24 protein-coding genes are annotated in these 26,369 nt (G+C 72.5%); 7 read left to right on the top strand and 17 right to left on the bottom strand.

Annotated elements, in window-relative coordinates:
* Positions 1-173 precede the first annotated feature (173 nt).
* The 3 genes from ABD978_RS07610 to ABD978_RS07600 form a co-directional block, all read right to left on the bottom strand.
* The gene (locus ABD978_RS07610; RefSeq protein WP_345350585.1) at positions 174-1,004 is read right to left on the bottom strand and encodes a hypothetical protein; all 831 of its coding nucleotides are present in this window, start codon (positions 1,002-1,004) and stop codon (positions 174-176) included.
* Complete coding sequence (locus ABD978_RS07605; protein WP_345350582.1) at positions 1,001-1,759, bottom strand: hypothetical protein; 759 nt, start codon at positions 1,757-1,759, stop codon at positions 1,001-1,003. Before ABD978_RS07605 ends, ABD978_RS07610 begins: the two co-directional genes overlap by 4 nt.
* A gap of 143 nt (positions 1,760-1,902) precedes the next feature.
* On the bottom strand, positions 1,903-2,805 hold the full coding sequence (locus ABD978_RS07600; protein WP_345350579.1) for a CDP-alcohol phosphatidyltransferase family protein: 903 nt from the start codon (positions 2,803-2,805) through the stop codon (positions 1,903-1,905).
* A gap of 262 nt (positions 2,806-3,067) precedes the next feature.
* On the opposite strand from ABD978_RS07600, the gene ABD978_RS07595 reads away from it, so the two are divergent.
* Positions 3,068-4,489 carry an NAD-dependent succinate-semialdehyde dehydrogenase gene (locus ABD978_RS07595; protein WP_345350624.1) on the top strand — a complete coding sequence of 474 codons (1,422 nt, stop codon included), beginning with the start codon at positions 3,068-3,070 and terminating at the stop codon, positions 4,487-4,489.
* A 49-nt stretch (positions 4,490-4,538) separates the two neighbouring features.
* Here the strand turns inward: ABD978_RS07595 and ABD978_RS07590 are convergent, their stop codons facing one another.
* From ABD978_RS07590 to ABD978_RS07580, 3 genes are all read right to left on the bottom strand, one after another.
* Entirely contained in the window at positions 4,539-5,594 is a 1,056-nt protein-coding gene (locus ABD978_RS07590; protein WP_345350576.1) for an ABC transporter substrate-binding protein, read from the bottom strand.
* Positions 5,595-5,674: 80 nt separating this feature from the next.
* Entirely contained in the window at positions 5,675-6,523 is an 849-nt protein-coding gene (locus ABD978_RS07585; protein WP_345350573.1) for an ABC transporter permease, read from the bottom strand.
* Positions 6,513-7,358 (bottom strand): ABC transporter ATP-binding protein, encoded by an 846-nt coding sequence (locus ABD978_RS07580; RefSeq protein ID WP_345350570.1) that lies wholly within the window; start codon positions 7,356-7,358, stop codon positions 6,513-6,515. The genes ABD978_RS07585 and ABD978_RS07580 overlap by 11 nt, the downstream gene beginning before the upstream one ends.
* Before the next feature lie 157 nt (positions 7,359-7,515).
* On the opposite strand from ABD978_RS07580, the gene ABD978_RS07575 reads away from it, so the two are divergent.
* Complete coding sequence (locus ABD978_RS07575; RefSeq protein ID WP_345350567.1) at positions 7,516-9,111, top strand: ATP-binding protein; 1,596 nt, start codon at positions 7,516-7,518, stop codon at positions 9,109-9,111.
* Positions 9,108-9,767, top strand: coding sequence for a response regulator (locus ABD978_RS07570; RefSeq protein ID WP_345350564.1), 660 nt, complete (start codon positions 9,108-9,110; stop codon positions 9,765-9,767). Before ABD978_RS07575 ends, ABD978_RS07570 begins: the two co-directional genes overlap by 4 nt.
* Before the next feature lie 520 nt (positions 9,768-10,287).
* On the opposite strand, the gene ABD978_RS07565 is transcribed toward ABD978_RS07570, so the two are convergent.
* Together ABD978_RS07565 and ABD978_RS07560 are read right to left on the bottom strand one after the other, a co-directional pair.
* Positions 10,288-10,773 (bottom strand): hypothetical protein, encoded by a 486-nt coding sequence (locus tag ABD978_RS07565; RefSeq protein ID WP_345350561.1) that lies wholly within the window; start codon positions 10,771-10,773, stop codon positions 10,288-10,290.
* A 285-nt stretch (positions 10,774-11,058) separates the two neighbouring features.
* Complete coding sequence (locus ABD978_RS07560) at positions 11,059-12,345, bottom strand: nucleotide sugar dehydrogenase (protein ID WP_345350558.1); 1,287 nt, start codon at positions 12,343-12,345, stop codon at positions 11,059-11,061.
* Positions 12,346-12,505: 160 nt separating this feature from the next.
* Here ABD978_RS07560 and ABD978_RS07555 point away from each other — a divergent pair, with 160 nt between their 5' ends.
* Entirely contained in the window at positions 12,506-13,474 is a 969-nt protein-coding gene (locus ABD978_RS07555; RefSeq protein ID WP_345350555.1) for a ribonuclease Z, read from the top strand.
* A 110-nt stretch (positions 13,475-13,584) separates the two neighbouring features.
* Here ABD978_RS07555 and ABD978_RS07550 read toward each other — a convergent pair whose 3' ends face one another.
* From ABD978_RS07550 to ABD978_RS07530, 5 genes are all read right to left on the bottom strand, one after another.
* Positions 13,585-14,541: an NAD-dependent epimerase/dehydratase family protein gene (locus ABD978_RS07550; protein ID WP_345350552.1), complete on the bottom strand. Its 957-nt coding sequence runs from the start codon at positions 14,539-14,541 to the stop codon at positions 13,585-13,587.
* On the bottom strand, positions 14,538-15,692 hold the full coding sequence (locus tag ABD978_RS07545; protein WP_345350549.1) for a glycosyltransferase: 1,155 nt from the start codon (positions 15,690-15,692) through the stop codon (positions 14,538-14,540). Before ABD978_RS07545 ends, ABD978_RS07550 begins: the two co-directional genes overlap by 4 nt.
* 177 nt (positions 15,693-15,869) lie before the next feature.
* Positions 15,870-16,463 (bottom strand): arsenate reductase/protein-tyrosine-phosphatase family protein, encoded by a 594-nt coding sequence (locus ABD978_RS07540; RefSeq protein ID WP_345350546.1) that lies wholly within the window; start codon positions 16,461-16,463, stop codon positions 15,870-15,872.
* A gap of 121 nt (positions 16,464-16,584) precedes the next feature.
* Positions 16,585-17,586 carry an endonuclease/exonuclease/phosphatase family protein gene (locus tag ABD978_RS07535; RefSeq protein WP_345350543.1) on the bottom strand — a complete coding sequence of 334 codons (1,002 nt, stop codon included), beginning with the start codon at positions 17,584-17,586 and terminating at the stop codon, positions 16,585-16,587.
* Between the two features lie 128 nt (positions 17,587-17,714).
* On the bottom strand, positions 17,715-18,725 hold the full coding sequence (locus ABD978_RS07530; RefSeq protein WP_345350540.1) for an LCP family protein: 1,011 nt from the start codon (positions 18,723-18,725) through the stop codon (positions 17,715-17,717).
* A 234-nt stretch (positions 18,726-18,959) separates the two neighbouring features.
* Between ABD978_RS07530 and ABD978_RS07525 the strand changes: the two genes are divergently transcribed.
* Positions 18,960-20,357: an O-antigen ligase family protein gene (locus tag ABD978_RS07525; RefSeq protein WP_345350537.1), complete on the top strand. Its 1,398-nt coding sequence runs from the start codon at positions 18,960-18,962 to the stop codon at positions 20,355-20,357.
* Positions 20,344-21,180 carry a class I SAM-dependent methyltransferase gene (locus ABD978_RS07520; protein WP_345350534.1) on the top strand — a complete coding sequence of 279 codons (837 nt, stop codon included), beginning with the start codon at positions 20,344-20,346 and terminating at the stop codon, positions 21,178-21,180. The genes ABD978_RS07525 and ABD978_RS07520 overlap by 14 nt, the downstream gene beginning before the upstream one ends.
* Positions 21,181-21,309: 129 nt before the next feature.
* On the opposite strand, the gene ABD978_RS07515 is transcribed toward ABD978_RS07520, so the two are convergent.
* Positions 21,310-22,491, bottom strand: a complete 1,182-nt coding sequence (locus ABD978_RS07515; RefSeq protein WP_345350531.1) for a glycosyltransferase — start codon at positions 22,489-22,491, stop codon at positions 21,310-21,312.
* Positions 22,492-22,686: 195 nt separating this feature from the next.
* Between ABD978_RS07515 and ABD978_RS07510 the strand changes: the two genes are divergently transcribed.
* Entirely contained in the window at positions 22,687-23,961 is a 1,275-nt protein-coding gene (locus ABD978_RS07510) for an MATE family efflux transporter (RefSeq protein WP_345350528.1), read from the top strand.
* On the opposite strand, the gene ABD978_RS07505 is transcribed toward ABD978_RS07510, so the two are convergent.
* The 3 genes from ABD978_RS07505 to ABD978_RS07495 form a co-directional block, all read right to left on the bottom strand.
* Entirely contained in the window at positions 23,910-24,863 is a 954-nt protein-coding gene (locus tag ABD978_RS07505; protein ID WP_345350525.1) for a glycosyltransferase family 2 protein, read from the bottom strand. The genes ABD978_RS07510 and ABD978_RS07505 overlap by 52 nt on opposite strands.
* A gap of 74 nt (positions 24,864-24,937) precedes the next feature.
* Positions 24,938-25,882 carry a glycosyltransferase family 2 protein gene (locus ABD978_RS07500; protein ID WP_345350621.1) on the bottom strand — a complete coding sequence of 315 codons (945 nt, stop codon included), beginning with the start codon at positions 25,880-25,882 and terminating at the stop codon, positions 24,938-24,940.
* 19 nt (positions 25,883-25,901) lie between these two features.
* Positions 25,902-26,360 (bottom strand): GtrA family protein, encoded by a 459-nt coding sequence (locus tag ABD978_RS07495; RefSeq protein ID WP_345350522.1) that lies wholly within the window; start codon positions 26,358-26,360, stop codon positions 25,902-25,904.
* Between the last annotated feature and the right edge of the window lie 9 nt (positions 26,361-26,369).

Below are 26,369 nucleotides of genomic sequence, written 5' to 3'. Positions count from 1 at the left end.
GCGGGACGACCGTCACGCCCGCGAGCGGAACGCTCGGAGCAGCCGCTGCCGCCCTCGCCGTCCGTCCTGATCCGGCAGGCGCCCTCGGCGGCCGGGACCGACTCGCCGGCCGCCCGAACAGAAGCGGCGGGCACCCGAGGGCGCCCGCCGCTTCGACGGCCTGGTCGGCGGGGTCAGAGGGAGGTGAGACGTCCGAGCAGGTCACCGTACGCGCGCAGCGCCGTGCGCAGGCGTTCGGTGTCGGCGTCGCCGTTCCACCGCTCCCGCAGGCCCCGCTGCTGGTCCTCCAGGGCGGTGGTCAGCGCGGTCACGGCCTCTTCGCACAGGGCGCCGGCCTGCTCGACCGAGGCGCGGGGATCGTCGACGAAGCCGGCCTTGACCTCACGCCACCGCGAGTCGAACCGGTCGGCGTCGTCCCGGCCGAAGAACCGCTCGGCGGCCGTCTCACCGGCCGGGATGTCCGGAGCGGTCTCCTCCGCCACGGCGTCCGCGCCGGACCCGGCCGGCAGGGAGGTGCCGGACTCGCCGGCGACGGTGGCGGGGTCGGAGCCGTCCGCCGCGACGGCCACGCCGGGGGAGTCGGCCGGCGGCCGCTCGTCGTCGGCGCGGGCCGGGGTCGTCCAGGGCGCCGGGCCGACTCCGTCGCCGGCGGGTCCCGCGTCCGTCGGCGCGGAGCCCGTCGACTCGGCCGGCGAGCCGCCAGGAGCGTACGACCGGGCGGTGGCCGTGGGCCCGGCCGTACGCTCGCCCAGCGGGTCGGCCGGGCTGCCCGGCTCGATCCGGGGCTCGCGAGTGTCGTCGCGTCCGGACCCGGTGGCCTCGCGGGTCTCGTCCTCCGTGCGGCTCGACAGGATGATCTTGTCCGGTTCCGTGTCGTGGTCCTCGGTACGGTCGGCCGTCCGACCGCGCCCCTCGTCGGCGCCGGTCATCGGCATGCCCGCGACGGGCCGGTCGCCGGGCATGGGACGGGCGCGCTCGTCCGTCCGGTCCTGGTAGTCCTTCATCGTCTCCGTCCCTCCGCGACCTCCGCGTCCCTCCTTGACTCGGCCGACTCGTCGGCCCGCCGCCCGTCGGCCGACCCGCGGGGGTCGGCGTCCCGCCGGGACGGGGCCCGCTCGGTCGATACGACGGGCCCATCGGTCCGGGCCTCCCGCGCGTGTCCGGCGGCATCCGTCCGGGCGGAGTCCGTGTCGGAGACATCCGTACGAGAGGCGCCAGTGAGCGACTCGCCGTCGCCGAGCAGTTCGGCGAACAGGGCGCGGTAGTGGACCATCGCCTGGCGGAGATCCTCGGTGCTCGCCCGGCCCGCGTCGGCTCGGCCCCGGATGTCGTGGGCCGTGCGATACCGGTCGATCGTGCCGGCGTGCTCCACGGACAGGTCGGCGACCTGCTGTTCGTAGTCCTCGGTGGGGTAACCGCGGTCCTTCATGACCCGGACGAGGAGGTTGTCCGCCTCGGCGACGGCGCTCTGGGGGGAGTCCACGAAGTGCTCCTGCACCCGCTGCCAGTCCGCGCGGTACCGATCGCGTACCGTCGGGTCGAGGTCGCGGATCCGCAGTTCCCGGTGACGCTGCTCGCGGGCGCGCAGTTCCTGCTCGGCCTCGCGGGCGCTGTTATGACGTTCCACGGTGCGGTCGTATTCGGGCCCGAACCTCTCGCGCAGCCGGCGGCGCTGCTGCTGCCGCCAGACGAAGAGGCCCAGGGCCGCTACGACCAGAACCGCGACGATCACGATGACGGCCACTGTGGCGGTCGACATGATTGCCTCCGGTGGGTGGGCGGTGATGGACGCCACGTGCCCGTAAAAAGCGGGTCAAAACACATCGCCCGGGTCGTGGGCCGCCGCGCGGCGGCCCACGACCCGGGCGATGTGCTCGGACTACGGGAGGCAGGGAGGACCGGTCACCCGACCCGCGCGGGCTGGGAATCGCCGGCCCGGATCTCCGCGAGGGCGCGGGTGAAGTCACGGGAGGACAGCCACAGCTTGTACATGATCGCGAACTCGAACACGAGCAGCAGCGCCGCCGCGCCGATGGTGACGGGGATGATCTGGTTCACCAGCGGTCCGATGATGAACACGGCCATCTGGAACTCGATGCCGCTCACCAGGTGCGTACGGACGCGGTGGTCGCGCAGCCAGTCACGGACCCGGATGTACCACGCGAAGCGGGAGCGGAACTCCTGCTGCAGGTCGATCACCTCGACGGTGCGGGTCTTGATCTCGTCCGGGTCCAGGTCGGGGTCCTCGCGCAGCAGGTCCTCGGCGAAGACGGGCGTCTGGGTGGCGGCCGACTCGGCGATGGCCTTGGTCAGCTCGCCGCGCATCTGCCGCCGGACCTTCGCCACCTGCAGGGCGTCGACGTAGCGGAGCATGTCGAGGAAGACGACCGCGACGCCCAGGAGGAGGTAGATCTCCTTGTCGGTGGCGCGGTACTCCCCCCACATCAGCGCGAGGGTGCAGGTGAGGACGCGGATGCGGTCGAAGACGTAGTCGAGCCAGCCGCCGAGCACGGTACCGGTGCCCTTGAGCCGGGCGATCTTGCCGTCCATGCAGTCCAGGACGAAGCTCAGGTGGTAGAGCACGGCACCCAGCACCAGCCACTTCCAGTCCGCCGTGAGGAAGCAGCCGGCCGAGCCGAGGCCGAGGAAGAGCGCGCCCCAGGTGATCTGGTTCGGCGTGATGGAGGTCCTGTTCGCGGTTCCGACGACGAGTCGGCCGGCCAGGGGGTCCACGAGGAACACCGTCCACCAGGCGTCCCGAGCCTTGAAGGTCTGGGACTTCACCTCTTCGAGCGTGAACTTCATACGGTTGGCCCCTTGGTCATATGAGGGATGGCCCGGAACTCGCCGAGCCCGGGGATTTTGATTGGTACTCCGTCAGACGCTCCGGCGAACTTCAAGGTTTACCCCCTGTTTACGCGAATTTTGGCTTCGGTCGGTTTATCGCCTGGTGGGCGACCACGGGAGCGACCGCACCACGGTCGGCCGACCGGTGCCCGACCTGCGATGGGTTGCCCTCGGCCTGGCGGGTAACGTGCGGTGCGAGAGGCTCTGGGAGGCGATCGGCATGGAGAACCGGCTTTACATCGGCGGCACGTGGACGGCGGCGGAGGGGACCTTCGACGTCATCGATCCGTCGACCGGCGAGGTGTTCGCCTCGGTCGCGGACGCCGACGCGGACGCCGCCGTACGCGCGCTCGACGCCGCCGCGGCCGCTCAGGCCTCCTGGGCCGCGACCGCTCCACGCGACCGCTCGGAGATCCTGCGCCGGGCGTACGAGCTGATGCACGAGCGTGCCGAGAAGCTGGCCCGGCTCACCACCCGGGAGATGGGACGGCCGATGGCCGAGTCGCTGGGTGAGGTCTCCTACGCCGCCGAGTTCCTGCGCTGGTTCGCCGAGGAGGCCGTCCGCGTCGGTGGCGAGTACCGGGTCGCGCCGGGCGGCGACTACCGGATCCTGACCACCCGGCAGCCGGTCGGTCCGGCCTATCTGGTCACGCCGTGGAACTTCCCGCTGTCGATGGTCACCAGGAAGGTCGGCCCGGCGATCGCCGCGGGCTGCACGATGATCATCAAGCCGGCCGAGGCCACCCCCCTGTCCGCGCTGGCCCTGGGCCGGCTGCTGGCCGACGCCGGCGTGCCGGACGGCGTTCTCAGCGTGCTGCCGACGAACCGCGCCCCCGAGGTGACGAACGCCCTGATCGCGGACGGGCGACTGCGGCTGCTCTCGTTCACCGGCTCGACCCCGGTCGGCAAGAGGCTCATGGAGCAGGCCGCGGGCAAGGTGCTGAGGACGACGATGGAACTGGGCGGGAACGCCCCCTTCCTCGTCTTCGACGACGCGGACCTGGACGCCGCGCTGAACGGCGCGGTGGTGGCGAAGATGCGCAACACCGGAGAGTCGTGCGTCGCGGCGAACCGGTTCATCGTCCACGAGGCCGTCGCCGAGGAGTTCGCGGCGGGTCTCGCGGAGCGGCTCGGTTCCCTGCGGCTCGGTCCCGGACTCGACCCGGAGACGGAGGTCGGCCCGCTGATCGACGAGCGGGCGCGCGACCGCGTCGCCGGTCTGGTGGCCGACGCCCTCGAACGCGGCGCGACCCTTCGTACGGGCGGGAAGGTGTCGGACGGCCCGGGATGGTTCTACCCGCCTACCGTGCTCGGCGACGTGCCGGTGGACGCCCGGGTGATGCGCGAGGAGATCTTCGCTCCGGTCGCGCCGATCGCCGTCTTCCCGGACGAGGAGTCCATGATCGCGGCGGCCAACGACACCGAGGCGGGCCTGGTCGCCTACGCCTACACCCGTGACCTGAAGCGCGCGCTGCGGGTCGGGGAGGCGCTCGAGACCGGGATGGTCGGGCTCAACCGCGGGCTCGTCTCCAACCCGGCCGCGCCGTTCGGCGGGGTGAAGGAGTCCGGGATCGGCCGCGAGGGCGGCTTCGAGGGCATCGACGACTACGTCGAGCTGAAGTACCTCGCCGTCGACATGTGACGACGACGCGTACGGCCCCGGGAACCCGTTCCCGGGGCCGTACGTTCGGTCACTGCTTCGGCGCCTTGGAGACGTACTCGGTGGTGTAGGTCTTGGACAGGTCGACGGTGTCCTGCTTGCCCTTCACGTTCGGCGAGAACTGGGCGAGCACGTTCAGGACGTTCTTCGCCCCGTCGGCGGGCATGACGCCGTCCGCGGTGAACATGCCGATGGTGTCGTTGACCGCCTGCTCGTACAGCTTGGGGTCACCGCCGGCGTAGTCCGCCGGCATCTTCGCGGCGATCTCCGCCGGCTTGTGCGCCTTGATCCAGCCCAGCGTCTTGACGAACGCGTTGGCCAGCTTCTGCACGGTCGCCGCGTTGTTCTTGACGTAGTCGCAGTTCATGTACAGGGAGCTGGACGGGTACAGGCCGCCGAGCGCCGCCTTGGTGCCCGCCTCCGTCCGCATGTCGAGCATGACCTTCCCCTTGCCGGTGCTGACGAGCTTGGCGACCGTCGGGTCGGTGGTCATGCCCGCGTCGATGCCGCCGTTGTTCAGGGTGGCGATGAACGTCTGGCCGGCGCCCGCCTTGACGGTCGTGTACCCGGAGGTCGGCACGCCGTTCTTGGTCGCCAGGTACTGCGTCAGGAAGTCGGTGGAGGAGCCGGGGCTGGTGACGCCGAGCTTCTTGCCCTTGAAGTCGGCCGGGGACTTGATCTGGCCGGCCTTCCCGGCCGCCACGACCTCCACCTCGCCCGGCACGTCGGCGAACTGGACGACGCTCTCGATGCACTTGCCCTTGGTCTGCAGGTCGATCGTGTGGTCGTAGAACCCGACGACGCCCTGGACGTCGCCCGAGATGAGGACGTTCTCGGCCTGCGCGCCCGCCGGCTCGGTCAGCAGCTGCACGTCGAGGCCCTGCTCCTTGAAATAGCCGAGCTGCTCGGTCAGCTTGGCCGGCAGGTAGATGACCTTGTCGATGCCGCCGACCATGATCTGGACGGTGCCGCCCTGCTTGCCCCCGCCGCTCCCGCCGGACGAGGTGCGCGAGTCGCGGCAGGCGGCGAGGGACAGGGCGGTCGTGGCGGCGAGCGCCGCCGCGGCGATACGGGTGGTGGTGCGCATGTGAGCTCTCCTTGGGTACGCGCCCGTCCGCGACGGTGCGGACGGCGGGCGGGGGAGGGTGAGGTTTTGGGGGAGGGGGGTCAGATCCGTGCCTCGTTGCCGGCGACGGGCGGGCGCCACCGCAGCAGCCGGCGTTCGAGGAGGGTCAGGAGCCACTCGGCGAGCAGCGCGATCACCGTGATGACGATCATCCCGGCGTAGATGCCGGCCGAGTCGAAGGTGCCCTGGGCGTGGTTGATCAGCAGGCCGAGACCCTTGTCCGCGCCGCTGTACTCGCCGACGATCGCGCCGATGATGGCGAACCCGAACGCCGAGTGCAGGGAGGCGAGGATCCAGGAGGTGGCGCTGGGCACGACGATCGTGCGCAGCACGGCGGTACGGCTCGCGCCGAGGATCCGCGCGTTGTTCACCAGGTTGCGGTCGACCTCGCGGGCGCCCTGGAAGGCGTTGAAGAACACCGCGAAGAACACCAGGATGAACGCGGTCGCGACCTTCGACGACATGCCCAGGCCGAACCAGATGACGAACAGCGACGCCAGGATGATGCGGGGGATCGCGTTGGCGGCCTTGATGAACGGCGCGCACACGTCGGACAGGAACCGGCTGCGGCCCAGGACGATGCCCAGCACCACGCCGCCGACACTGCCGAGCACGAACCCGATCAGGGCCTCTTCCAGCGTGTAGGCGATCTGCGTCCAGATCGACCCCTGCGACGTGCCGTTCGTGAACCAGTCGACGAGCCGGTGCCAGATCGCGCTGGGCTTGGAATAGTAGAACGGGTCGATCCAGTACGTCGCCGCCAGCTCCCACGAGCCCAGCACGGCGACGACCAGCAGGACCCGGACGGCGTTCACGGAGAACGCCCGGCGGCGGCCCGCGGCGCGGGCCTGGGCGACGGCGGTCGCGTGGTCGTCCAGCTCAAGCAGCATTGCCGGTACCCCTCTCCCGGGTGATCTGGACCTCTTCGCGCAGCGACTCCCACACCTCGCGGTAGATCTCGAGGAACTCGGGGGTGAGCCGGATCTCCTCGGCGTCGCGCGGCCGCTTCAGCGGCACGTCGAAGGACGCCTTGACGGTGGCGGGGCTCGCGGTCATCACCACGACCCGGTCGCCGAGCACGACGGCCTCTTCCAGGTCGTGCGTGACGAAGACGACGGCCGCGCCGCCGCCCTTTCCGAGAGGGTCGTCACCGGCCCACAGGCGGAGCAGCTCGTCCTGCATCAGCCCGCGGGTCTGCACGTCCAGGGCGGAGAACGGCTCGTCCATGAGCAGAATGGACGGCTCGTTGACGAGCGTCTGAGCCAGGGCGACGCGCTTGCGCATGCCGCCCGAGAGCTGGTGCGGGTAGTACGACTCGAAGCCGCCGAGACCCACTCGGCGGACCCAGTCGCGCGCCTGCTCGCGCGCCTGTCGCTTGGGGACGCCGCGATACCGGGGGCCGGCGGCGACGTTGTCGAGGACCGTGCGCCAGGGCAGCACGGCGTCGGTCTGGAACATGTACCCGACCCCGTCGGGGATGCCGTCGACCGGCCGCCCGTGCACGAGGACCTCGCCGGCCGACGGAGGCTCCAGGCCGGAGACGAGGGACAGGGTGGTCGACTTGCCGCACCCGGTGGGGCCGACCACGGCGACGAACTCACCGGCGCGCACCGTCAGGTCGAGGTCGCGGACGGCGGTGTGCACTCCACCCGACGAGGAGCGGAAGCGCTTGGTCGCGTCGCGGAGCTCGATCGCGGGGCCGTCAGGCTCTGCTTGCGTTGGCATGCCGGGAGGTTACGAGTGCGTTTCCGGGCCGTTAAGTCTTGCTCGCGATGTAATCGCAAGCCGTGTTTCCGGAGGTTAGCGATCTTTGCGACGTTTATCGCATTGTGCTCACCCGATTCGGCGGAAGCAGGCCTGCTTAGGGCTAGTGTGCACGTTGATGTCCTCCCGTATCCGGATCCGCTTCGCGCACCAGGTTCTGATCCTGCAGATCAGCGTCGTGGTGCTCGTCGCCCTGACCGGGTACTCCCTGGCCGCGTGGATGCAGCGCGACGAGCTGCGCAACCAGTACGCCTGGCGGGCCCTCACCGTGGCCCGTTCGGTCGCGGCCGATCCGTTGATCGGCGACACGGTGGCGACCGGCGGCGACCCGAACGGCGTCGTGCAGAGCCGGGCCGAGCGGGTCCGGCGGGCCACCGGCGCGCTGTTCGTCGTCGTCACCGACCGGAACGGCATCCGCCTCTCCCATCCGACCCGCGCGCTCATCGGCAAGCGGGTCAGCACCGACCCCTCGGCCCCGCTGTCCGGCCGGGAGGTGAGGGTGATCGAGCGCGGCACCCTCGGCCTGTCCGCACGCGGGAAGGTCCCGCTGTACGACCAGCGGGGCGACCTCGTCGGCGAGGTGAGCGTGGGCATCGACGCCGGGGAGATCGACCGGCGGGTGCACCGCACGATGGCCGTCGCCGCCCTGTTCGCCGCGGCCGCCGTCGCGCTGGGCGTGGTCGCGTCGTTCGCGATCGGGCGCCGCCTCAAACGCCAGACACTGGGCCTCGAGCCGTACGAGCTGGCCGAGCTGGTGCAGGAACGCGCGGCGGTCCTCCACGGCATCAATGAGGGGGTGCTCGCGGTGGACGCGGCCAACCGGGTCACCGCCTGCAACGCCGAGGCGGCGCGGCTGCTGGGCGTCACCCCGGCCCGCGGCGAGCCGGTCACCGAACTGCCCGTACGCGGCCGGCTGAGGTCGGTGCTCGACGGCAAGGAGGAGGCGCACAACCTGTTCGTCGTCGCCGGCGAGCGCGTCCTGGTCGTCAACCGGCGGGAGGTCCGGCACGACGGGCGCCTGCTCGGCACGGTGATCACGCTGCGGGACCGCACGGACGTCGAGTCCCTCGCCCGGGAACTCGACGCGGTGCGCGCGCTGTTCGACGCGCTGCGCGCGCAGCGGCACGAGTACGCCAACCGCATGCACACGCTGTCCGGACTCCTCCGGCTCGGGCACTACGAGGAGGCGGCCGGCTACATCCAGGCCCTCGCCGAGGTCCCGGAGGCCCGCGAGGCGCCGCCGGACAACCTTCCCGATCCCTACCTCCGGGCGTTCCTCGCCGCCAAGGCTGCCGTCGCGACGGAGAAGGGCGTCGCCCTGGAGATCGCCGAGACGAGCTGGGTGCCCGGCCGGGTCGTCGACCCGCTGGACGTGACCACCGTGCTCGGCAACCTCGTCGAGAACGCCATCGAGGCGGCACGGCTCGGCACGTGCCGCCCGGCGCGGGTGGAGGTCGAACTGCTCGGCGACGGCACCGACCTCCACGTCACCGTCGCGGACTCCGGCGAAGGCGTGCGGGAGGAGCTCAGAGAGGCCGTCTTCCGCGAGGGCGTGTCCACCCGCCGATCCGAGGACGGCCGGCCGCGCGGGCTCGGCCTCGCCCTCGCCCGGCAGGCGGCCCGCGCGCGGGGCGGCGACGTCGGCATCGCCGACCCGGAACCCGGCGGCCAGGGCGCCGTCTTCGTGGCGAGCCTCCCGGAGGTGTTGCAGTGATCGAGGTGCTGGTCGTCGACGATGACTTCCGGGTGGCGCAGATCCACGCCGGGTTCGTCGAACTGGTCCCCGGCTTCCGCGTCGCCGGGCGGGCGCACACCGCCGCCGACGCCCGCGCCGGCGCGGCAGGGGTCGACCTGGTGCTCCTCGACGTCTACCTGCCGGACGAGTCGGGGCTGTCCCTGCTGCCGGAGCTCGAGGCCGACGTCATCATGGCCACCGCGGCGACCGACCCGCACTCCGTGCGCACGGCGTTCTCCCACGGCGCGCTGCACTACCTCATCAAACCGTTCACCGCGGAGGAGCTGGGACAGCGGCTGCAGGCGTACGCCCGCTACCGGGAACACCTGGCGGCGGCCGGTGAACTCGGCCAGGCCGACGTGGACCGCGCCGTCCGAGCCCTGCACACGGTGCCGCGCCCCGAGGGCCGGGCGGTGAAGGGCCAGTCGTCGGTCACCGCCCGCCTCGTCGCCGAGGCGCTGCAGCGCGCCGGCGTGCCGCGGTCGGCCGCCGAGATCTCCGACGAGGTGGGCATCTCCCGCGCCACCGCGCAGCGCTACCTGGCATCGCTCGCCCAGTCCGGACGGGTCCGCGTCACCCTGCGGTACGGCAGCACCGGCCGTCCCGAGCACCAGTACACCTGGCGAACCCGCTGACCCTCGGCCGGGCCGTCCCCCGCGCGGACACCGTGCTCGCGCGGCACGTCGCCTCGGCTCGGCGATTGCATGACACCGAAAAGTGCCTCGCGGTCGGATACTTGGCGGGCTTCCGGAAATGCCGTTTATTCTGCGTGAGGCGGAGGCGGTATTGCTCGATCATTAACCCGGTATATGTCCCGTTGGACGGCGAGACGGGTATCCCTAATCTCGTCAGCTCCATTACGGCATGAAAAGCCGGATACTCGTCAGGATGAAGGTGTCGAAATTGACGTACTGCCATAAGCAACGACCGGCTGAAGCGACCATCAGACTGCGTCCGCTGGCTCTGGCCGCGGTCATGGCGTTCAGCGGTCTCGCGGTCGCCGCGGCCGCGGCGACGCCGGCCGAGGCGGCGCGCGGGGCGCAGCCGAACAACCGGGGATCGGCCGCTGTCAGCGCCTACTGCGAGGGCATGCCTCGCGAATACGCGAGCGATTGCACGGAGAGCGTCGGCCGGTTCCTTCCGCCCAAGAGCCAATCAGCCCAAGATGACAAGGCCAGCCCGGACGACGTAAACCTGGATAATCACCCACACGTCATTCGAGACAGGGACGTCCGTGAGTCCGGGGGCGAGACCAGGAGCCCACGGCGCCGCCACGGCCGGCGGGGCGGGGCGGGCGAGGCCCACAAGGGACGGCGGGCCGGTCACCACCCGCGCAGGACCGAGGGCGCGCAATCCGCGCATGGCTCGCGCCGGGGTGAGGGCGATCAGTTCGCGCAGAGCCCGCGCCGAGGGGAGAACGTCCAGTTCGCGCAGGGTCCGCGTCGGGGTGAGGGCGATCAGTTCGCGCAGAGCCCGCGTCGGGGTGAGGGCGACCAGTTCGCGCAGAGCCCGCGCCGAGGGGAGAACGTCCAGTTCGCGCAGGAGCCGCGCCGGGGTGAGGACGCGCGACAGGGCGAGGGTGACCAACTCACTCAGAGTCCGTACCGGGGTGAGGGCGCACAGCGCGGTGAGGGCGACCAACTCGCCCAGAGCCCGCGCCGGGGCGAGGGCGCGCAGAACGTCCGCAAGCCGCAGAAATCGCAGCGCCCCGTGATCCGCATGAGCATCACTCGGCGTTAACACGGTGCGCGGCGTCCGGTCTCGCCGCCTTAGGCGTAACCGACGGCCGCCGCGGTGGCAGACATCACGGGCGGGTGCCGGCGTCCGGCGCGGCACCCGCCGCGTTTCCGCGGTCATCCTGGCCGCCGCGTCGTCGCGGCCGCTCCGGTCGCCCGCCTCGGCCGCCCAGGGTGGCTCGACGGCCGGTCAGAGCCGCTCCACGTGGTCCGAGACCGGCAGCACGCCGCGGGTGTCCAGCAGCAGGCGGGCCCGGGCGGCGACCAGGTCGAGGTCGAAGGCGCGGTGGGGCTGGAGCAGGATCGCGAGGTCGGCCGCCCCCAGTGCCGTCTCGAGGTCGCGCCGCCGGACGACCTCGACGCCCTCGACCGTCCAGTCGTCGACCAGCGGATCGACGTAGTGGACCTTCGCCCCGGAGGCGTGCAGGCGCCGGGCGAGCGGCCGGGCCGGCGACTCCCGGTCGTCGGCGACGTCGGGCTTGTAGGTGACGCCGAGCAGCACGATCGTCGCCCCGTTGACGCAGTGGTGGTAGCGGTGCAGCAGCCGAGCGGCGCGTTCGGCGACGTACGCGGGCATCCGATCGTTGATCTGCTGCGCGAGCTCGGCGAACTGGAACTGGTACCCGAGCCGCCGCACCCGGTGCGACAGGTAGCTCGGGTCGATCGGGATGCAGTGCCCGCCGACACCGGGGCCCGGCCGGAACGCCTCGTAGCCGAACGGTTTGGTGGCCGCCGCCGAGATCGTCTCCCAGACGTCGACGCCGAGTTCGTCGCAGAACATCGCGATCTCGTTGACCAGGCCGATGTTGACCTGGCGGTAGGTGTTCTCCAGCAGTTTGGCCATCTCGGCCTCGCGGGTGCCGCGGACGGGCACGACCCGCTCGACGAACTTGCCGTAGAACGACACGGCCCGGTCGAGACAGGCGGGCGTCAGGCCGCCGACGACCTTCGGGGTGTTGCGCAGGCCGAAGACCGGGTTGCCCGGGTCGATGCGCTCCGGTGAGTAGGCGAGGTGGAAGTCGATGCCCGCGCTCAGCCCGCTCTTCTCCAACAGCGGCCGGACGACCTCCTCCGTCGTCCCCGGCCAGGTGGTCGACTCCAGGACGACCAGGGTGCCGGGCCGCAGCCGCCCGGCCACCATCTCGGCCGCGCCGGTGACGGCGCCGAGATCGGGCCGCCGGTCGCCGTCGAGCGGCGTGGGCACACAGATGATCGCCGTGCCCGCCCCGGCCAGCACCCGCGGATCGGTCGTCGCGTGGAATCCCCGGGCGAGCAGGCCCGCGACCTCCTCGTCGGAGACGTCGTCGACGTGGGAGACGCCCGCGTTCAGGCCGTCGACGCGACGCTGGTCGACGTCCACTCCGACCACGCGCATTCCACTGCGCGATACCTCGCGGACGATCGGCATCCCCACGTAGCCGAGTCCGATCACGGCGAGGTCCCATTCGACCGCTCGATCGTCTCGTGGCTGGTCCATCGCACCTCACCGAGATCGTCACCCATGGTCAACATTCGAATGCTAAGCGTGATGTCCGATCGGGCCGGTGATCGACACGCTCCCCGCCCTGGTGGGGTCCGACCGGTCCCACCGGTCGCCGTCCAGCGACGCGTCCCCTCGTCGGGAGCATGATGGGACCATGTCAACGCGCGATCTCGTCGTTCTCGGCACGGCCAGCGCCGTGCCGACCCGGGCCCGGAACCACAACGGCTACCTGTTGCGCTGGGACGGACACGGCATCCTCTTCGACCCGGGGGAGGGCACCCAGCGGCAGATGCTGCACGCCGGCGTGAGCGCGAACGACATCACCTGCCTGTGCCTCACCCACTTCCACGGCGACCACTGCCTCGGCGTGCCCGGGGTGGTCCAGCGCATCGCCCGGGACGGCGTCGCCCACCGCGTCCGCGCGGTCTTCCCCGCGAGCGGCGCGGAGTACTGGCGACGACTCCGGCATGCGGCGGTCTTCGCCGACACCGAGGTCATCGACGAGGAGCCGATCGCCGGCGGCGAGGTCCGGATCGACCTGCCCGGGGCGCCGTTCACGCTCACCGCGCGTCGCCTGTCGCACGGGGTCGAGTCGTACGGCTACCGGATCGAGGAGCCGGACGGCGTCACCATGCTGCCGGAGCGGCTGGCCGCCCACGGCGTGACCGGACCGCTCGTCGGGACCCTGCAGCGCGAGGGGGCGGTGACGGCGCCGAGCGGCCGTACGGTCACGCTCGAGGAGTGCGCCGTCCCGCGTCCCGGCCAGAAGGCGGCGTTCGTGATGGACACCCGTGTCTGCGACGCGATCGCACCGCTCGCCGCGGGCGCCGACCTCCTGGTGATCGAGTCCACGTTCCTCGACGCGGACGCCCGCCTGGCGGACGAGTACGGGCACCTGACCGCGGCGCAGGCGGGCGCGATCGCGGCCGCGGCGGGGGTCCGCCGTCTCGTCCTGACGCACTTCTCCGAGCGGTATCCCGCGGCGGAGCAGCCGAGGTTCGCCGAGGAGGCGGCCGCCGCGTTCGACGGCGACATCGTCGTCGCGCGCGACCTCGACCGGGTGCCCATGCCGCCCCGCCGCCGGCTCGCGCCGGTGCCCGCCGTGGGGGCCGGCCCCGTCTGACCGTCGTACCGCTCCGCGCGTACGGCCCGACGGGCCGCGGGACCTGGGAGTGGACCGGCGCCGCCGGATCGCCGCGCGCGTCCCGAGGACGCGTTCATCGGTCCGGCACGTCAGCGGGCCGTAGGGTCCTGGAGGTGGACCGGCCGGTCGCGGAACCACGCGACCGTCCGCTCGAGTCCCGTCTCCAGCGGCACCGCCTCGATGCCGGGGAAGAGGCGGCGCAGCCGGCCGTCGGCGGCCTGTGAGTCGTGGACGTCTCCCGGGCGCGGCGGAACGTGGACGACCTCGACCGGCCGTCCCAGCACGGCGGACAGCCGCCCTGTCAGTTCGAGGATCGACACTCGCGTGCCGAACGCCAGGTTGACCGGCCGCGCACTGGTCACCCCGCGGAGGACCGAGTCGGCGAGCACCGCCACGACGGTGCCGACGTAGGTGAAGTCACGGGTCTGTGAACCGTCGCCGTGCACGGTCAGCGGTTCGCCGCGTAATGCGCCGTCGATGAAGGCCGGGACCACGGCCGCGTACGCGTGGTCCGCGGGCTGCAGGGGGCCGTACACGTTGAAGAAGCGGAGAGCCAGGACCGGAAGGCCGAAGCTGGCGCCGTACGCCAGGACGTACGCCTCGGCGGCGAGTTTGCTCGCTCCGTAGGGGCTGAGCGGACGCGTGGGCAGGTCCTCGTGCTTGGGCAGGTCCGGTACTCCGCCGTAGACCGAGGAGGACGAGGCGGCGACGACGTGGACGGAGCGCCGACGGCACGCCTCGAGAAGCAGGAGCGTGCCGGTGGCGTTGGCGGCGTGACTCGCCACCGGAGCCGCCAGCGAACGCGGGATCGACGGGCGCGCGGCGAGGTGCACGACCGCGTCCGCGTCGGCCAGGACGTCAGAGACGAGCCCCTGGTCGAGGATGCTGCCCTCGACGAGGTCCGCCCCGGAACCCTCGAGGTTGTCCACCCGGCCGGTGCTGAGGTCGTCGAGGGCGACGACCTCGTCGATGCCCGGCCGGGCCATGAGCTCCCGGCACAGGTTGGCGCCGATGAAGCCGGCGCCGCCGGTGACCACGACCTTCACCGGGCGGCCTCCTCGGCCCGCGCCGGCCGCCGGCCCCACGCCTCGGCGATCGACGCGTAGATCTCGGCGATGTCGGACACCAGCCGCTCCGGGCCGAACCGCGTCGTCGTCCACGCCCGCGCCTCGTCGCCCATCTTGCGGCGCAGCGGCTCGTCCTCGAGCAGCCGCACGATGTGCCGGGTGAGCTCGTGCGTGTCGCGTCGGGCGAGCAGCCCGGTCTCCCCGTCCCGCACCACCTCCGCGACGCTGCCCACCTGCGTCGCGACGCAGGGCAGTCCGGCCATCCCGGCCTCGATGAGCGAGACCGGCATGCCCTCGTTGTCGGACGTGAGGATCACCAGGTCGGCCGCCGCGTAGACGGTCTCGACGTCGGCGCGCCAGCCCAGCATGGTGCACATGCCGCCGAAGGTCCGGGCGGCGGCCTCCGTCGCCGGCATGGCGTCACCGCCGCCGGCGATGACGAACCGCACCTCGGGGTGGAGGCGGCGGACCTGGCGCGCCACCGCCACCAGCCGGTCCGGCCGCTTGATCCTCGTCAGCCGGCCGACGTACGCCACGACCGGGCCGTCGACGGGGATCCCCAGCTCGAGCCGGGCCTCGGCGCGGCCGGGGAGCGGGCCGAGCGAGGTGCCCGGCGGCACCACGGCGTACTGCTCGGGACCGCCGATCCCGGCGGCGATGAGCTCGTCGCGGACGCGGGCGCCGACCGCGACGAGCCGGTCCGTCATCGCGGCCGCGGCCCGCTCGGCCGTCACCACGAGCCGGGTCTTGGCGGGCGAGAAATAGCCGTGCAGCAGGTGACCGTGGTACGTGTGCACGCGCGTGGGCACGCGTGTCAGTACGGCGGCGGCCCGGCCCAGCAGGCCGGCCTTGGCGGTATGGGTGTGCACGATGTGCGGCCGGTACCGACGCATCTCGGTGACCAGTGCGGCGATGGCGCGGGCGTCGTCGCCCGGCCGCACCGTACGTCCGAGGGCCGGTATCCGGTTCGGGGTGACGTCGGCGCCGCGAAGGTCGAGGTGGTCCGCCTCGCCCGGTTCGACGGTCCCCGTGTACAGACGCTGGTCGAAGAGCCCGGGGTCGAGGCCGCGCATCAGCTCCACCGCCTGGAGTGCCGGGCCGCCGACGTTCATCCGGGTGATGACCCGCATTACTCTGATCCGATCGTCCACCACCATGCGCCCCCCGGCACCTAAAGTGATCACTTACGTACCTCTCCGTTGCTCGCTTTACGAACGATCCGGCTTCGCTAAAGAAAGCGGAATGGACGCCGCGCGCCACCCGATGAATCGGACGGCGCGGGATATCGCCCGCGTAACCCCCAGAGATCACGCCGGCTCGGACAGGATGTACCGGAGCGGCCGATCGAGGGCCCGGTCGATCGCCGTGGCGCAGGCGCGGTACTCCCCGTCCGAGCGCTGGTAGGGGTCAGGGATGTCATCGGCGCCGGCCGCGCCGGGCGGGGTCAGGCCGCGCGTGCGGGCGGCCTCCCGTACCAGCGACACGGCCCGGGAGACGACGCAGGTGCCGGTGAGCCGGCCCGCGTCGAGGCGGTCGACGAGTCGCGCGAACTCCAGGATCGTGAACACCCTGGAATGAGACGCCGGCCGGCACGCGACGACGGCCTCCAGGTGCCGGCGCTCGGCGGTGAGGACCAGGTCGGCCGTTGCCGCCACGGCGGCGGTGACGGCCCGGGCGGAGAACCCCGCCGTGTCCCCGCCGAGGGACCGCAGCAGCGCGACGGCGCGCGGATCCATCGCGGCCCCGTCGCGTCCGCGAGTGCCGGCGCTGCTCACGGCGAGGCGCGACCCGTCGGACCGTCCGGTCGTGCGGATCTTAAGCCGGGTCAGTTCGGCCGCGATCGGCGACCGGCAGATGTTCGCGGTACAGACGAACAGCAGGTGGAACCGCTCAGGCGTCATCACGGGCCCTCCGGTCTCCGCGTCCTCGAGGCGGGCCTCCGCCGGCCCGGGAAACTCGAGGCGGGGCCTTCGCCGGCCCGGGGAGGCTGACCGGGACGGAGGCCGGCGGCCGTCGGGCTGGTCACGGCAACCGCACCCGTGCGAACACGGCGCGGTGGTCGCTGCGGGGCAGGGCGTACACGTCGGCCCGCCGGACCGCGCAGCGCGCGTCGACCAGGATGTGGTCCAGGGTGATCGGGGGGACCCACCAGGCCTTCCGGAAGGTCGGGACCAGTCCCTTGCCCGTCAGGTCGGCCGCGTCGGCGTACCCCTCGCCGAGCAGGCCGCGCAGCGGAGCGTGGTCCAGCGTGGCGTTGAAGTCACCGGCCAGGATCCGTACGACGCCGTGCCGAGCGCCGGGGAGCAGCACGAACGCGCGACGCCATTGCCCGACCCCGGACGGGCTCAGCGGCCGGGCCAGATGCACGCCGAACAACTCCACCCGGCGACCGCCGGGCAGCCTCATCTCCGCGTGCGGCATCGCGAGCCCGATCTCGCTCACCGGGAAGGTCGGCAGCGCGCGCAGCGGATGGCGCGCGTACAGGGCCGTCCCCTGCGCGCCCGCCATCGGCATGGCGACCTTGTACGGCAACAGCCTCGTCAGTCCGGCCCGGTCGAGACCGGCGTCGGCCCGGGCGGTGAACTCCTGCACGCTCAGCACGTCCGCGCCGGTCCGGCGTACGAGACCGACGATCGCGTGTGGATCCGCCAGACCGAGGCGAAGGTTCGCGGTGAGCACCCGCAGGGACGGCCCGTCGGCCGCGGGCCCGGAGCCGCCGACCGCCCGAGGCACCACCGCGATCGCGAAGGCCGCCGTGACCGCGACCGTCACGGCCAGCGCCCGCCAGCGCCGGAGCACCAGGGCGCAGCCGATGAACACGGTTGACAATGCGGCGGCATACGGCGTGAAGGCCAGCACCGGGACGAGTATCCCGGTGAGGAAGGAGATCCGGTCGCCCCCGGTCAGGCGCGCCACCGCCCAGAGGGCCAGGATGACGACCGACCACCGCACCAGCACGCGCGTCACCTCGCGCGTGCGCGTCCGTGGCGTCGTGCCGGTCGGGGCCGCCGTCGCCGTTCTCAAGGAATCCCACCTCTTCCGACTCCGGTCGCACCCGGTCCGCGACACACTGCTGTCGTTCCGTCGCGGAGAGTAGCAGACGCCTGGTCGCGTCACTCGCATGGCCGCGCGCCGCGGCGGATCGAGCCGGGTCAACGATCCGGACAGCCGGGACTCGGGCAGTCGGTCACCAGGACCCTGGCGATCTCGCTGACCTCCGCCGGGCTCAGCGTCACGACCCGACCGACGCCGGGGACCCATCCGTGCCCGACGGTGGAGATCACGGTGGGCGGGAGGTCGCCCGTTTCGCGCAGGGTGAGCGCCAGGCGGATGAGGTCGTACAGGTGGGCGCCCTCGTCGGTCGTGACCATGCCGGTGCCGTGCGCCACGAGCGAGAGACCGCGCACCGGGTTGAGGGCCACGCCGGATCCGGCCATCGCGCGGACCAGCGCCGTGACCAGCCTGCGTTGATGTTCGGCGTGGTCCAGGTCGCCGCGGGCGTCTGCGGCGGCGCGCAGGTACGCGAGCGCCTGTGGCCCGGAGAGACGGGGGCAGGCCGCCGGCGGGCCGGGCGCCCTCGCCCTTCTCGCCGTGCCGGACGGCCGCGGCCCGGCCGTGGTCGCGACGGTCGGGCGGGCGCAGATCCGCACGCCACCGACCAGGTCGACGAGCGTCGCGAGGCCGGTCAGGCCGATCTCCAGGTACCGTTCGACGCCGACATGCGTGACGGACTCCGTCGTCCGTACGAGCAGCTTGGGGCCGCCCCACGCGAACGCGGCCCGGAGAGAGCCGGCGCCGTGCCCGGCCACCGCCGGGGCGTAGGCGTCGGGCGGCAGGTCGATCAGCGTCGGCCTCCTGCCGTTGGAGGGGAGGTGGAGCAGCATGATGGTGTCGACCTGACGCCGCCCCGTGCCGATCCCGAGCGTCGCGCCCGCGCGACGCTCGTCGCGGCGGGGCCCGTCGTGCCGGAGCTGATCGGCGCCGGACCGGTCGGCGCGGGGCCGGCCGTGGTCCGGCTCGTCGTAGAGGACGAGCAGCCAGTCCTGCCCGAGCCCCCACGTGGGTCTGCCGGGGTAGTAGCCCCCGATCGCGTCCACCCGGCGCGGTGCCGTCTCGGCGAAGGCGCAGCAGCCGATCAGTAACACGATGAGGACGTCGAGCACGGCGAACGGCCACCGCCCGCGGCCGTACGGAGACCACCGCGTCCACCGGGGGCGCGGCGGCACGTCTCCGCGCGCTCGGGACGCTTCCTGGGATTCGTCTTCCATGGCACCCCCGGATGTCGGCCGTCCGGCCGGCACGTCGACTGCTACGCTCCGTAGTTATATCCGTTCGCACCGTGCGGGACGGCCACGGCCTTCCGGGTGTTCCCGCCGCCTCGGACAGGAGGGACCGGCGTGGGGGTGTTCCGCCGCGGCCGTGGCGAAGGCTCCCGGGACGGCGCGTCGCCCGGCGCCGCACGCGCGGCGGCCGCGGGCTTCCGAGACCTGTGGCGACCGGCGACGGTCGTGCTGCTGCTCGTGCCCGTGAGCATGCTCGGCGCGACGTCGGCCGACGGCCGGTTCGCCGCGGTGGCCGGGACCGCCGCGCTCACGCCGGTGGCCGCCGGCCTGCTCGCGACGGGCGTCCTGCCGTTCCGGCTCTGCTACCTGTGGATCGCGCTGTTCGCCGGCCTGCTCCTCGTGAGCTTCTTCCGCCCCGCGATGACGATCCGGGTGGCACCGCCGGTGCGCCCCCGGTTCGCCGACCACCTGCACATCCTCGGCGGAGCGGCCCCGCTCCAGCTCAGCCGTCTCGCCGATCTCGTGGGGCTGCTGTCCGGGCTGGCGCTGACGGGCCTCCTCATCGCGTCGAGGCCGCATCCTCGGCAGGTCGCCCGCGTCATCGTCCTGTCCGGCGCCGCCGCGGCCGCGTACGTGCTCGTCCGCGGCGAGTTCGTCCACGCGCGCCTCGCGGGGCTCGGCTGCAATCCGAACTATCTCGGCTGCCTGCTCGCGGCTCCGCTGGTCGCCGCCGTGGGGCTGCTGCGGTACGCCCGCAACGTGAGGTGGCTCCTGCCCGCCGCGGTCTGCGCCCTCGCGCTGGTCCAGACCCACTCCCGGAGCGCGTTCCTGGCGGCGGCCGTCGGCGCCGCCTGCGTGCTCTTCCTCGACCGGTCGTGGCATGCCCATGTCGTCCTCGTCGCCGGACTCGGCGCGGGGGCGGGCGTGGCGGTGGCGACCGGGATGTTCGGCCGGTTGTCACGGCACGTCGCGAACCTCGGGGCGGCCAACCGGACGGCCACGGATCTCAGCGCCAGCAACGGACAGCGCGCGCAGGTGGCGGAGCTCGCCGCGCGCGTCATCGCGGACCACCCGTTCCGGGGGATCGGGTACGCGATGTTCCCCGCCTACGCGCAGCGGTCTCCCGGGTTCGCCGTCTATCTCGGTACCCACAACGACTACCTGCGGCTGGCGGCCGAGGCGGGCGTACCGACGCTCCTCGTCTTCCTCGTCCTCTTCGGCCTTGGGATCTTCCACCGGCGCCCCGGCGAACTGGCGGTGCAGCAGGCCGTCATGCTGACCTTCGGGGTGTTGCTCATGTTCGCCAATCCGCTGGCGAATCCCGTCGTCAGCGCGCCGTTCTGGGGAGCGCTCGGGTGCCTGCTGGCATGGCGACCTCGCCGGGCCCCGGATCCGTCGTGGCCCTCGATCGCGTCTCGCCTCCGCAGAGCGTCCGGCCACGGGCGCGGAGGCCCGCCGGTGCCCGGACCGATCGCATCGTGGGAAGGGACCGAATCGCATGCTCCGCACTGAAACGGAGGGCCGCCGGGCCGACCGGTTCGCGTTCGGCAGGAACTGGCGTTCGTTCGCGGCGCTGGTCGACGACGCGCGGATCGAGGCCGCCGGCGATTCGCTGCTCGGACCGCTGGAACGAGCCGACCTGGCAGGCTGCGCCTTCCTCGATGTCGGGTGCGGCAGCGGGCTGTTCTCCCTCGCCGCCCACCGGCTCGGGGCCCGCGTCCGCTCGTTCGACTTCGACCCCGACTCCGTCGCGACGGCGGCCGGACTGCGGGACCGGTTCGCGCCGGGGAGCGACTGGCTCATCGAACAGGGGTCGATCCTCGACGCGGGATTCACCGAGGCGCTCGGCACGTACGAGATCGTCTACGCGTGGGGGGTCCTGCACCATACCGGGGACCTGTGGGGTGCGATGGACGCGACGTCCCGCCTGGTGGCGCCGGGCGGCCTGCTCTATGTCTCCGTGTACAACGACCAGGGGCCGCGCAGCCGGAGGTGGTGGCGGGTCAAGCGCCGCTACAACAGGTCCGGTCCGCTGACGCGTCGCCTGCTCCTGGCGGGCAGCGCCGCCTACCTCGCCCGGCGCCTGCCACTGCGCCTGCTCGAACGACTCGTCCGCCCGGCCGGCCGCCTACCGGCCGGGCTGGTCCGGGCGCGCGGCATGTCCGCGTGGCATGACCTCCTCGACTGGGTCGGCGGGTTCCCGTTCGAGGTGGCCAGGCCCGAGGAGGTGTTCGACTTCCTGCGGTCCCGCGGTTTCGCGCTGTGCCGCATGACGACCTGCGGAGGCGGTCTCGGGTGCAACGAGTTCGTCTTCGAACGCTCCCACGGGGCCTGAGGCCGCGTCCCGGTCGACCGGCCGTGCGCGTCGTCAGGTGGTGTCGCGGTCGACGGAGCGGCGTGCGTGTCGTCAGGCGGTGTCGCGGCGGGTCCTCGGCGCCGGGCGTCGGCGAGTCGGCCGGTACGCCTACGGGCGCCGCGCCCGCCCGACGAGGTCGGCGTAGAGGCGGACGTGCTGCTCGACCATGGCATCGGCGCTCAGGTGGACGCGGCTCCACGCGCGGGCCCTCGCCGCCAGGTCGGCCGCGAGCCCGGGATCGCCCAGCAGCCGTTCGAGGCCGTCGGCCAGCGCCTCCGGGTCGGCCGGAGGCACGAGCAGGCCACGGCCGTCGAGGAGCTCGCCGGTGCCGCCGACGTCCGTCGCGACGACCGGGCGTCCCGCCGCCATCGCCTCCATCACCGCGTTGCTCATGCCCTCCTCGAGCGAGGCCAGGGCCACGACGTCGGCCCGCGCCAGCAACGGCCCGACGTCGGTGCGGACGCCGAGGAATCGGACGTCGATCCCCAGCCGTGCCGCCTGGTCCTCCAGCGCGGGTCGCTCGGGCCCGTCGCCGACGAGTACGAGGGTGCAGGCCGCGCCGCGCGACCGCAGTCGCGCGATGGCGTCCAGGAGATGCCGGTGACCCTTGTACGCGATGAGGTTGCCCACGCACAGGACGACGGGCGACGAAGCCGGGAGGGCCGCCGGGACCACGGGGTCGAAGGCCGAAGCGGGCAGCCCGTTGCGGACCACGGTGATCTTGGAGCGGCGGACCCATCCGTCGCGGAGCGCGTCCTCGGCGACGAGGCGGGCGTTCGCCACCAGGTGATCGGTCATCCGCGTCGCCACCGCCTCGACGACCCGCAGCAGCGGGCGGGCCCGGACGAGGTTCGCCAGGCTGCGGCGGCCCGCCACGAGCACCGGCGTCCCGGCCAGCCGAGCGGCCGGCGCGGCGGTCACGTAACTGTGGAAGAGGAACGCGTGCAATGCCTGTGGCCGGGTGCGGCGCAGGTAGCCGACCAGCCGCACGAAGGCGGCGACGTTTCCGGCGAGCATCCGGGGGCCCGCCGGCCTGCGCCGGAAACCGAGATGCTCGACGGGGACGCCCCGGGCGCGAAGCTCGTCCTCGCGAGGGCCGCCCTCGAACATCACCAGCACACGCGCGTCGACGCCCCGGGCGCGCAGCCCGTCCGCGAGGAGGACCACCTGCTTCTCGGTGCCGCCGAGGCCGAGCTGGCCGATCAGCAGGAAGACCCGCCCGAGCCGGGTCGCGGCCGCGCCGCGGGGCTCGGCCGGGACCGTGGTCGGATCGTCGGTGCGCGGCTTCATCTTCTCCGTATTCTCCGCGCCGCGGCGGCTTCCCGCCGTCCGGCCCCGCGTGTCGCCACATCTGTTGAGAAGGTGTTTGTCGAACCGTTTCAGAAGCGTTGATCGCGGCCTGATCGCCTGCCATTAGCGGCCTGATACACAGATGACGTCGGCGCGAAATCCCTGGTGGCCAACGACGAAAAAGGCGCGGTATTGATGATCAAAGCACCCTTGCGGCGCAGTGGTTGGGTCCTGGCCGATTACGGGGTCTCCGCGGCGACCAACATGCTGCTGACCGTCATGGTGGCGCGAAATGTCACGCGCGCCGAGTTCGGCGTGTTCGCCGTGCTGTACGGCTATTACGTCCTCGTCGTCGAGTTGTCGCGGGCGACGTTCAGCGAGCCGCTGCTGGTTCGCGTCTCCGGCGCGTCGCGCGACAGACGGAACCTGGCCGACAGCGCCGGCGCCGCGGCGGTCTTCGGCGCCGTGGCCGCGACGGTCCTCATCCCGCTGTCCATCATGGTGCGCGGCGGCCTGGACCCCGCGGCCGTGGTCCTGGCGCTGGCGCTGCCCGGCCTGTTGGTCCAGGACGCGCTGCGCGTGGGGTTCATCGCGCACGGACAGGCCGCGAGGTCTCTGGCGAACGACCTGTTCTGGGGGGCGTCGCAGGCCGTGGCGCTGGTCCTGCTGTTCACCGCCGGCGCCGGGCTGGTGTGGGCGCTGGCGATGTGGGCGGGCGCCGGGCTCGCGGCGGCCGTGCTCGGCATGGCTCAGGCCGGTGTCGTGCCGCGCTGCACCGCCGTACGCGGGTGGTGGCGCGACTACGGGAGGCTGTCCCGCCCGTACGCGGTCGAGGTCGCCGTCATCGCGACCGCCGCCTACGCGGGCACGCTCGCGGTCAGCGTGGTGGCGGGCGTCGCGGCCGTGGGCGCCCTGCGGGCCGGGAACACGCTGCTGGGACCGGTCGGTCTGGTCTGCGCCGCCGGACGCACCATCGCGATCTCGGAATGCCGCCGGGCGATCGCCCACTCGCCGAGCCGGCTCGTGCCGACGATGCTGGTGATCGGCGGAAGCCTGGCCACGGTGGCCGTCTGCTGGGGGCTCGTCATGCTGTCGTTGCCGCCGAGCCTGGGCGACCGGTTGGTGGGGAGTTCCTGGACCACCGCGCGTGTCGTGCTGCCGCCGCTCGTCGCCGTCCAGTTCGTCAGCACCATCGCCATGACGATGGGCGGTGCGATGCGGGCCCTCGAAGCGGTCCGCGAACAGTTCACCCTGCGCGTCCTGGGCGGGGCGCTGGCCTTCCTCGGCCCGGCGGTCGGCGCGGCCTGGTACGGCGCGTTCGGTGCCGCGGTCGGCCTGGCCACGCTCAACGCGCTCGGGTGTGTCCTGACCTTCCTCGTCTTCGTCCGTATCCTGGCCCGGCGCCGGGCGGAGAACCTTCACTCACCGGGCTCTCCGGTCCCGGTCGCCGAACAGGCCGAGGTGTCGTAGAAGCGCCGTGCCTCGAGCGGCTCCGGAGCGCGGACCTGGCTGAAGACCCGCCCGGTGAGGCCCTCGAGGATGCCGATGACCTGCTGCAGGCACCAGGCGGCGCGGCGACGACGCCCCGTCGCGAGGAAGAAGACGACGCCTCCCATCTCACGGACCAGGATGGGGGCGATCAGGCGGGGGCCGTAGTGGCGACGATAGACCCGCCCGGCTCCTCGCGCGTAGTGCCGGCACTTCACCCGATAGAGGAGGTCCTCGGGGGTGCCGTTGTAGCCGGTCTCGTAGACGGCGATCGCCGGGTCGAAGAGGATCGTCCAGCCGGCTCGCAGGCCGCGCAGCAGCAGATCGAGGCCGGCCGTCGACTGCCAGGGGGTGGGATTGCCGACGCCGAGCGTCTCGTCGAATCCGCCGACGCCACGCAGGAACGCCGCGCGGAAGAAGCATCCCGCCTCGATCGTGTTGGTGCGGACCGTCGCCTTCGTCAGGACGGTCCGTCGACCGCCGGAGATCCGGTGGCTGCGATGGCCGCCGGGAAAGTTCACCGCGCCGGATACGACGCCGATGTGGTCGCCGGTGGCGAAGGCGGCGGCGGCGTTCGCGAGGGCGTCGGGGGCGAGGCGGACGTCGTCGTCGGGGAAGGTGACGATGTCGTAGTCGTCGCCGAGGGCGGCCAGGCCGGTGTTGCGTCCGAGCGAGGCGCCGCGGGCGGAGGTGAGGCGGCGCAGGGGGAGGCGGTCGCGCCAGGTGTCGATGACGTCGGCGGTCTTGGTGTTCGTGCTCTGGTCGACGACGATGACGTGGCTGGGTGGCAGGGTCTGGTCGGCCAGTGACCGCAGGAGCGTGTCCAGGTGGACCGGCCGGCCGATCGTGGCGACCACGCATGCCATCCGTGGCTGTGAGGACATGTCTCGATGATCGGCGGACGGGCGGGGGACCGGCCGCTGCCCCGTCGGCCTTGGACGCTCTTTTGCGGCGGAGGTTACCGCTTCATTGCCCGGTCCTTCATCGCCCCGTCCGGCCCGGGAGACGGAGCGCCGTCGCGGAAACGGCGTTGTTCGAGCGGCTCGGGCATGGCGGAGTAGGGAAGGACGTGACCCGTCAGCCCCTCGGCCCGGCCCAGTGCCCGCTGCCAGTGCCAGCGGGCTTCGGCGCCGCGCCCCGTGAACGAGCACAGCAGGAGGCCGCCGAGCGGGCGGAGCACGCTGATGAGCTGACGGCGAATCCCGTGGTGCCGGCGGTAGACCCGCCCGGTGCCGCGAGCGTAGTGGCGCGCCTTCGCCCGGCACCTCGGCTCGGCCGGGCCGTCCTCTTCGCAGGTCTCATGCACCGCGATCGCCGGGTCGAAGAGGATCGTCCAGCCGGCTCGCAGGCCGCGCAGCAGCAGATCCGTCCCTTCCCCGGACTGCCAGGGGGTGGGGTTGCCGACGCCGAGCGTCTCGTCGAAACCCCCGACGGATCGCAGGAACGCCGACCGTACGCTGGTGGCGCCTTCGGCGGCGACCCAGACCGTTCTCTCGGTGAGGGGCGTCGGACGGGCCGGGGCCTGCTGCCTGTCGAGGCGGCCGGACGGGGTGATCAGAGCGCCGGATACGACGCCGATGTGGTCGCCGGTGGCGAAGGCGGCGGCGGCGTTCGCGAGGGCGTCGGGGGCGAGGCGGACGTCGTCGTCGGGGAAGGTGACGATGTCGTAGTCGTCGCCGAGGGCGGCCAGGCCGGTGTTGCGTCCGAGCGAGAGGCCGCGGGCGGAGGTGAGGCGGCGCAGGGGGAGGCGGTCGCGCCAGGTGTCGATGACGTCGGCGGTCTTGGTGTTCGTGCTCTGGTCGACGACGATGACGTGGCTGGGTGGCAGGGTCTGGTCGGCCAGTGACCGCAGGAGCGTGTCCAGGTGGACCGGCCGGCCGATCGTGGCGACCACGCATGCCATCCGTGGCTGTGCGGACATGTCAGGCGTCGCCTCGCTTCCGGAAGGTCCAGGTCCGATTTATCGCGTAACTCAGCGGCGGGCTCATCAGGATGATCAGGGCCTGCGCCACCATGAGGGGAACCCCGCCGAACTCGACCATGATCGGCAGGCCGATCACGGACGCCGTGAGGAAGCCGAGCCCGACCGCGTAGAACCGCATGAAGCCGGGCAGCCAGTCCTCGTCGGAGACCTTGAAGATCGCCATCCGGTACATCGGATAGACGATCAGGGCGGTGATGAAGTGGCTGCCCACCACCAGGAACAGGTACGGCACCCGGTCCTGGGCGGCCAGCAGCCCGACGCCGAGGAGCACGTAGTAGACCACGGCGGTGACGCCGCCCGCCAGCAGGTAGGTGACGCGCTCGCCGAAGAGTTCTGAGATCCAGGCCCAGCGCGCGGCACGGGTTCTCAGCGTTGTCCGGCCGTTCGATCGCGACATGGCACGCTC

Origin of the sequence: Actinoallomurus liliacearum (assembly GCF_039542035.1) — a bacterium.
Taxonomy (GTDB): domain Bacteria; phylum Actinomycetota; class Actinomycetes; order Streptosporangiales; family Streptosporangiaceae; genus Actinoallomurus; species Actinoallomurus liliacearum.
This window is presented reverse-complemented; position numbering and strand designations above follow the sequence as displayed.

Excerpts from the sequence above, each read along its gene's own strand:
- ABD978_RS07555 (WP_345350555.1), top strand. The coding sequence starts at position 12,506 with ATGTCAACGCGCGATCTCGTCGTTCTCGGCACGGCCAGCGCCGTGCCG.
- ABD978_RS07520 (WP_345350534.1), top strand. The coding sequence starts at position 20,344 with ATGCTCCGCACTGAAACGGAGGGCCGCCGGGCCGACCGGTTCGCGTTC.
- ABD978_RS07600 (WP_345350579.1), bottom strand. The coding sequence starts at position 2,805 with ATGAAGTTCACGCTCGAAGAGGTGAAGTCCCAGACCTTCAAGGCTCGG.
- ABD978_RS07560 (WP_345350558.1), bottom strand. The coding sequence starts at position 12,345 with ATGGACCAGCCACGAGACGATCGAGCGGTCGAATGGGACCTCGCCGTG.
- ABD978_RS07495 (WP_345350522.1), bottom strand. The coding sequence starts at position 26,360 with ATGTCGCGATCGAACGGCCGGACAACGCTGAGAACCCGTGCCGCGCGC.
- ABD978_RS07500 (WP_345350621.1), bottom strand. The coding sequence starts at position 25,882 with ATGGCATGCGTGGTCGCCACGATCGGCCGGCCGGTCCACCTGGACACG.
- ABD978_RS07505 (WP_345350525.1), bottom strand. The coding sequence starts at position 24,863 with ATGTCCTCACAGCCACGGATGGCATGCGTGGTCGCCACGATCGGCCGG.
- ABD978_RS07595 (WP_345350624.1), top strand. The coding sequence starts at position 3,068 with ATGGAGAACCGGCTTTACATCGGCGGCACGTGGACGGCGGCGGAGGGG.
- ABD978_RS07510 (WP_345350528.1), top strand. The coding sequence starts at position 22,687 with ATGATCAAAGCACCCTTGCGGCGCAGTGGTTGGGTCCTGGCCGATTAC.
- ABD978_RS07545 (WP_345350549.1), bottom strand. The coding sequence starts at position 15,692 with ATGCGGGTCATCACCCGGATGAACGTCGGCGGCCCGGCACTCCAGGCG.
- ABD978_RS07585 (WP_345350573.1), bottom strand. The coding sequence starts at position 6,523 with ATGCTGCTTGAGCTGGACGACCACGCGACCGCCGTCGCCCAGGCCCGC.
- ABD978_RS07605 (WP_345350582.1), bottom strand. The coding sequence starts at position 1,759 with ATGTCGACCGCCACAGTGGCCGTCATCGTGATCGTCGCGGTTCTGGTC.
- ABD978_RS07610 (WP_345350585.1), bottom strand. The coding sequence starts at position 1,004 with ATGAAGGACTACCAGGACCGGACGGACGAGCGCGCCCGTCCCATGCCC.
- ABD978_RS07575 (WP_345350567.1), top strand. The coding sequence starts at position 7,516 with ATGTCCTCCCGTATCCGGATCCGCTTCGCGCACCAGGTTCTGATCCTG.
- ABD978_RS07590 (WP_345350576.1), bottom strand. The coding sequence starts at position 5,594 with ATGCGCACCACCACCCGTATCGCCGCGGCGGCGCTCGCCGCCACGACC.
- ABD978_RS07540 (WP_345350546.1), bottom strand. The coding sequence starts at position 16,463 with ATGACGCCTGAGCGGTTCCACCTGCTGTTCGTCTGTACCGCGAACATC.
- ABD978_RS07515 (WP_345350531.1), bottom strand. The coding sequence starts at position 22,491 with ATGAAGCCGCGCACCGACGATCCGACCACGGTCCCGGCCGAGCCCCGC.
- ABD978_RS07580 (WP_345350570.1), bottom strand. The coding sequence starts at position 7,358 with ATGCCAACGCAAGCAGAGCCTGACGGCCCCGCGATCGAGCTCCGCGAC.